Source organism: Xanthomonas sp., from assembly GCF_017163755.1.
Classification (GTDB): domain Bacteria; phylum Pseudomonadota; class Gammaproteobacteria; order Xanthomonadales; family Xanthomonadaceae; genus Xanthomonas_A.
In genome coordinates this window covers 1-6,133 of sequence record NZ_JAFIWC010000058.1, presented here as the reverse complement: position 1 = coordinate 6,133, position 6,133 = coordinate 1, and the positions used below count along the sequence as shown (strand labels likewise).

Here is a 6,133-nt window from a genome sequence, read left to right as displayed (position 1 = left end):
TCTGGTCGCGGTTGAAACCGCTCCTGCAGGTGCGAGCTGGATAGGTTCCGTTCGTCGCGACTGAAGTCGCTCCCACAGTGGCTTGCGGCACGCCCGCTGGGTGCGCTGTAGGAGGGGCTTCAGCCCCGACGGCGGCCGAGGCCCGCCATCTGACCGTTATCTCTAGTCGCGGTTGAAACCGCTCCTGCGGGACGCGGTGGACTACCGCGGCGGTCACCGATCCCAGGCCGCGAAGGCGCGCGCCACCGCTTCGGCGCCGGGATCGACCACGCCGCGCAACGCGTCGGCCGGCACCGCCGCCGAGCGTCCGGCGCGGGCCTGCGCCAGCTGCGCAGTGGCGTCGGCGCCGGCGCGCGCAGCCTGCGCCGCCGCGGCCAGGCCGCCGTCCTGCAGCGCGGCCAGCGCCGGCATCAGCGCGTCGAGCATGGTGCGATCGCCCGGCTGCGCGCCGCCGTAGTGCTGCATGCGCGCCACCCCGGCCTGCAGCGCCGGCACCCAGCCGCGGTCGGCTTCCAGTTCGGTGGCCGCGGTGGTGAACAGGATCGACAGCAGCACGCCGCTGGAGCCGCCCATGCTGTGCTCGATGGTCGCGGCCAGGCCGTGCGCCAGCGCCGCGGCCTCGCCGGTGGCCAGCGCGTCGGCGTCCAGCGCCTGCTGTAGCGCGCGCGCGCCGGCGGCGAAGGTGCTGCCGGCGTCGCCGTCGCCGATCTTGGCGTCCAGCGCGTCCAGTTCCTGCTGCGCGGCGACCAACGCCTGCGCCACCCGCGCCAGCGCCGCGGCGCGCGCCGCATCGCGCGCGCCGTGGCGGTACGTCTCGTCGCGCTGCACCGCCGGGGCGAACCTGGCCACCGCATGCGGCACCCGCACTCCCGGCCAGCCCAGGGTCTGCACCGGCGCCTGCAGCGCGGCCAGCACCTCCGCGTCGGCCGGGGCCAGGGTGACCGAGAAGCCGTGCATGTCCATCGAGGTCATCAGCGCCGCCGGCAGCGTCATCAGCGCGATCCGCGCCACGCCGATGCGCCGCAGGGCCAACTGGGTCAGCACGCCCAGTTCCTGGGTGGAGCAGCCGCCCAGGTCGTTGAGCATCAGCACCAGCGGCGCATCGGCGCCGTAGCGTGCGTCGGCCTGTTCGAGCAGCGGGTCCAGCACCAGCGCCAGCGCGTCTTCGGCCGAGGCCGGCTGCACCTTGCGCGTGCCCGGCTCGTTGTGGATGCCCAGCCCCAGTTCCGGCGCGCGGCGCCCGGCGTGCTGGCCGGGCACGGTGCAGCTGGACAAGGCCATGCCCAGCGACAGCAGGCGGTCGGCGAAGGCCTGGCTGCGCTGCGCCAGCTCGGCCAGGCCCACGCCCTGGCCGGCCAGGTAGCCGGCGTACTTGTGCACCAGCACGGTGCCGGCGATCCCGCGCGGCTGCGCCGCATCGGGCAGGGCGATGTCGTCGGCGACCAGCACGCTGGCCACCTCGATGCCTTCGGCGCGCGCGCGCTCGGCGGCCAGGCCGAAATTGAGCCGGTCGCCGGTGTAGTTCTTGATCACCAGCAGCACCCCCGGCGCGTCGGCGCAGGCGCGGATCGCGGCCAGCACCGCTTCCACCCCGGGCGAGGCGAACAGGTCGCCGGCGATCGCCCCGGCCAGCATGCCCTGGCCGACGAAGCCGGCGTGGGCCGGCTCGTGGCCGGCGCCGCCACCGGACAGCACGGCGACCTGGGCCGGGTCGCGGTCGGCCAGCAGCACGATGCGCGCGCCGCTGGCCGGGTCCGAACGCAGCAGCGGCTGCAGCGCGGCGGCGGCGTCGAGCAGGTCGTCGACGATCGCGCGGGGGGCGGTGAGGAACTGGTCCATGAGTCTCCTTCGTGTGGGATGGACAGGCCCGCACGGTAGCCGAGGCGGCGTTACGCGCGGCTGAGGCCGGCGGCGCCGCTCACGCACCGGCCGCGCGGAATCGGCGAGAATCGCGGTCCGACCCCCCGCATGGATTCCCGCATGGCCGGCGCCAGCCTGTTCACCCTGCTCGACGACATCGCCACGCTGCTCGACGACGTCTCCATCCTCACCAAGGTGGCGGCGAAGAAGACCGCCGGCGTGCTCGGCGACGACCTGGCGCTGAACGCGCAGCAGGTCACCGGCGTCCACGCCGACCGCGAACTGCCGGTGGTGTGGGCGGTGGCCAAGGGCTCGCTGATCAACAAGGCGATCCTGGTGCCGGCGGCGCTGGCGATCAGCGTATGGCTGCCGTGGGCGATCACCCCGCTGATGATGATCGGCGGCGCGTTCCTGTGCTTCGAGGGCGTGGAGAAGCTGGCGCACCGCTTCCTGCACTCGAAGGAAGAGGACGCGCAGCACCACGCGCAGCAGCTGCAGGCGCTGGCCGACGAGAAGGTGGACGTGGTCGCGCTGGAGAAGGACAAGATCAAGGGCGCGATCCGCACCGATTTCATCCTGTCGGCGGAGATCATCGTGCTGTCGCTGGGCGTGGTCGCCAACGTGCCGTTCGTGCAGCAGGTGTCGGTGCTGGTGGCGATCGCGCTGGCGATGACGGTGGGCGTGTACGGCCTGGTCGCCGGCATCGTCAAGCTCGACGACCTGGGCCTGTACCTGACCGGCAAGGGCGCGGCGGCCGCGGCGATCGGCCGCGGCATCCTGTGGCTGGCGCCGTGGCTGATGCGGGCGCTGTCGATCGCCGGCACCGCGGCGATGTTCCTGGTCGGCGGCGGCATCCTGGTGCACAGCATCGGCCCGCTGCACCACTTCATCCTGGACCTGAAGCCGGCCGGCGCGCTCGGCGCGCTGGTCGAAGCGCTGGGCAACGCAGTGGTCGGCATCATTGCCGGCGCGCTGGTGCTGGGCGCGGTGTTGCTGTTCCAGAAGATTCGGGGGCAAGGGCGGGACCGGGGACCGGGGACCGGGGACCCGTAAAGCAGTTACGCCGCTGCGGATACACCGCCGCCGGCGTTGCGGTGCGCAATCGGGCAGGTGATGCTCTTGCCGGTCCCCGGTCCCCGGTCCCCGGTCCCCGGTCCCGACCGGCGCTGCGCGCCGGCCTCAATCGGCCGACACCACCCGGTTCTTGCCGCCCTTCTTGGCCTCGTACAGCGCGCGGTCGGCGCGCTTGATCAGGCTGTCCTGGGTCTCGCCGGCCATGCGCACCGCCACGCCGGCGCTGAAGGTCACGAACACGCGCTGGTCCTCGTGCACGAACGCGCGCTGCGCCAGCGCGCGCTGCACCCGGATCACCGCCGCGTTGGCCTCGAAGATGGTGCAGTCGGGCATCAGCAGCAGGAACTCCTCGCCGCCGAAGCGCGCCACCGCGTCGCTGCCGCGCAGCGTGTTGCGCGCCACTTCCACCACGTGGCGCAGCGCGGCGTCGCCGCCGGGGTGGCCATAGGTCTGGTTGAGCGCGCGGAAGTCGTCCAGGTCCAGCATCGCCACGCACAGCGGCTGCGCGATGCGCTCGGTGCGGGCGATCTCGCGCACGAACATCTCGTCCAGGCCGCGGCGGTTGAGCGCGCCGGTGAGCTGGTCGACCCGCACCAGCCCGCTGACGTCCTGCAGCTCCTGCTCCAGGCGCAGGATGCGCTGCTCGGCCGCTTCCACTTCCTGGCGCGCGGCGATCAGGTGGTCGCGCGCGCGCAACGCCTGCTGCTGCACGTGGCCGGTGTCCTGCAGCACTTCCTGCAGCAGCCGGTTGAGGTCGGCGATGCTGCGCGCGCCGCGGATGGTCTGCGAATAGTCGGCGACGCGGTCGTGGAACTCGCCGGTGGTGGCGGCCATGCCGTTGAGGTCCTCGACGAAGGACACCATCATGCCCTTCATCGCCTCCTTGGACTCGGCGATGCCCTGCTTCAGCAGGCCCTGCTTGTAGATCACCTCGCGCAGGCTGCCGCGCGCCTCCTCGATCGAGTAGCGGTCCAGCGGGCCGGCGATCAGGTCGCGCACCACCGCGATCTGGCCCTGCAGCCAGCTGGTGTCGTCGAGCAGGTCGCCGACGTTCTCCAGCAGCAGGTCGAACAGGCCCAGCAGCAGCGTCTGCTGTTCCTGCGCGTCGCTGGCGCGCAGCGCGACCTGGTGGCACAGCTCGCGCACGCGCAGCGCCACCGGCTCCAGCGGCGCGCCGGGGCGCCACTGGCGCAGCGCCTCGCCGGCGGCCTCGGATTCGTGCGCCAGTTCGGGCAGGTTGTGCAGCAGCGAGGCCAGCGCGCCGGCGATCGCCTGGCGCAGCAGGTCGCGCAGGCGCTCGGTGTCGCTCGGCCCGGCCAGCGGATCGTCCACGTCGATGGTGCGGATGTACTTGTCGATCAGCTGGCGCAGCGCGCGGCCGTAGCTTGGCCAGTCGCCGCTGTGGCTGGCCGACTGCAGGCGCCGGCCCATGTCGCCCAGCTCCCCGTGCAGGGTGGCCATGCCGTGGGCGAAGGCGTCGAGCAGGTCCAGCGGCTCGTGCGCATGGTTGAACAGGCGGATCAGCGCCGCGGTGGCGGCGGCCGGGTCGCTGTTGGCGGGAATGTGGTCGTGCGCATGGCCGTGGCCGTGCTCGACCGGCTTGCGCGGCGCAGGCGCGCGCGCGGCGGCCACGGCGGGCTTGGCGGCGATGCCGGGTTCGGCGGCCGGTTCGCGCCGTCGCGGCGACAGCAGCTTGCGCAGTCCTCCGCTGGCAGACGGCGGCTCGTCGCGTTGTTCCGGCATGGCCTGGTCGCCCTCGCACTGGTCGTGCCGCCCGGCCACGCTGCGCGACCGTCGGGGACGACATCCTAGGATCAGGATAACGGCGCGGGCCGGCGATGCTTGAGACGATTCGCCCGCCGGCACGGCCAGACGGGCGCCGGCGGCTCAGGCGGCCGCGCGGACCTCGTCCAGGCGCGGCGGATTGGCGCCGGCGCGGGTGCAGTTGATCGCCGCGGCGGCCACGCAGAATTCCAGCAGCGCGCGCAGCGCCGCCTCCGAGCGGCCCAGCGCGGCCAGCGCGGCCAGGTCGGGCAGCTGGTGCAGCAGCGCGGCCTGGAAGCTGTCGCCGGCGCCGACGGTGTCGACCACGTCCACCTTGCGCCCCGCCACGCGCGCCTCGGCGTCGCCGCTCCAGGCCACCGCGCCGTCCCCGCCGAGTGTCATCACCACCAGCGCCGGTCCGGCCTGCAGCCAGCCGCGCGCCACTGCGCGCGGGTCCTGGTCCGGGTACAGCAACTCGATGTCCTCCTGGCTGACCTTGACCACGTGCGCCAGCGCGATCCAGCGCGCCAGCCGCGCCCGCCACACCGCCATGTCCGGTTCCACCGTCGGCCGCACGTTCGGATCCAGCGAGATCAGGCGCTGCCCGCGCTCGCGCTCGGCCAGCGCCTGGAAGGTGCCGGCGGTGGGCTCGGCGACCAGCGTGTAGGAACCGAAGTGCAGCCCGCCGACGTCGCCGCCGAGCGCCGGCAGGTCGTCCAGGGTCAGCGCGCGGTCGGCGCAGCCGGTACCGTAGAACGAATAGTTGGGCACGCCCTGCGCGTCCAGCGCGACCATCACCAGGGTGGTCGCTTCGGCCTTGTCGACCAGGTAGTCCAGCGCCACGCCCTCGCGTTCCAGGGTGCCGCGCAGCTGCCGCCCGAGCGGGTCGCGCGACAAGCCGGTGAACAGCGCCGACGCCGTGCCCAGCCGCGCCAGGCCGATCGCCACGTTGAACGGCGAACCGCCCTGGCGCGCGGTCATGCCGACCGAGGTGCCGGCATAGCCGTCGATGAAGATGTCGTACAAGGCCTCTCCACACACCACGAACATCGAATGGCTCCTCGGTTGGCTGCTGCGGCGCCGGTCGGCGCGATGGCGGCTATTGTGGCGTACGCGCCGCAGCGCGGCGACCGTGCGCGGTGCTGCGGGATGGGTTGCCGTGCAGGCACGCGGCTTGTGTGTCGGGCGAGGCTGGCACTCATAGCCTCATCCGCCCTTGCGGGGCACCTTCCCCGAAAAGGGGGCCATGGTCTCGCAGGGAGAAGGGAAACAGCCGCGCGCATAGCCCCTCTCCCACCGGGAGAGGGGTTGGGGTGAGGGTCCGGCGCGAAGCGACTCGCGGAGTTTGGGTACGCGAAGCTTCGCCCCGTACCCTCATCCGGCCCTGCGGGCCACCTTCTCCCGATGGGAGAAGGAAAAGCCAAGCCCCTCTCCC

Annotated in this window: 4 protein-coding genes; 1 reads left to right on the top strand and 3 read right to left on the bottom strand. The window is 73.1% G+C overall.

The genetic code is table 11. From position 1 onward, the window contains the following. Positions 1–213 precede the first annotated feature (213 nt). On the bottom strand, positions 214–1,839 hold the full coding sequence (locus JR065_RS21785) for a dihydroxyacetone kinase subunit DhaK (RefSeq protein WP_206236521.1): 1,626 nt from the start codon (positions 1,837–1,839) through the stop codon (positions 214–216). A 141-nt stretch (positions 1,840–1,980) separates the two neighbouring features. Between JR065_RS21785 and JR065_RS21290 the strand changes: the two genes are divergently transcribed. After that, the gene (locus JR065_RS21290) at positions 1,981–2,913 is read left to right on the top strand and encodes a DUF808 domain-containing protein (RefSeq protein ID WP_206236522.1); all 933 of its coding nucleotides are present in this window, start codon (positions 1,981–1,983) and stop codon (positions 2,911–2,913) included. Positions 2,914–3,039: 126 nt separating this feature from the next. Here JR065_RS21290 and JR065_RS21285 read toward each other — a convergent pair whose 3' ends face one another. Together JR065_RS21285 and JR065_RS21280 are read right to left on the bottom strand one after the other, a co-directional pair. Continuing rightward, positions 3,040–4,677 carry a GGDEF domain-containing protein gene (locus JR065_RS21285; RefSeq protein ID WP_206236519.1) on the bottom strand — a complete coding sequence of 546 codons (1,638 nt, stop codon included), beginning with the start codon at positions 4,675–4,677 and terminating at the stop codon, positions 3,040–3,042. 144 nt (positions 4,678–4,821) lie between these two features. Beyond that, entirely contained in the window at positions 4,822–5,748 is a 927-nt protein-coding gene (locus JR065_RS21280; RefSeq protein ID WP_206236518.1) for a carbohydrate kinase family protein, read from the bottom strand. Positions 5,749–6,133: the final 385 nt, after the last annotated feature.

Coding starts and splice junctions, on each gene's coding strand:
- JR065_RS21785 (WP_206236521.1), bottom strand. CDS start 1,839: ATGGACCAGTTCCTCACCGCCCCCCGCGCGATCGTCGACGACCTGCTC.
- JR065_RS21290 (WP_206236522.1), top strand. CDS start 1,981: ATGGCCGGCGCCAGCCTGTTCACCCTGCTCGACGACATCGCCACGCTG.
- JR065_RS21285 (WP_206236519.1), bottom strand. CDS start 4,677: ATGCCGGAACAACGCGACGAGCCGCCGTCTGCCAGCGGAGGACTGCGC.
- JR065_RS21280 (WP_206236518.1), bottom strand. CDS start 5,748: ATGTTCGTGGTGTGTGGAGAGGCCTTGTACGACATCTTCATCGACGGC.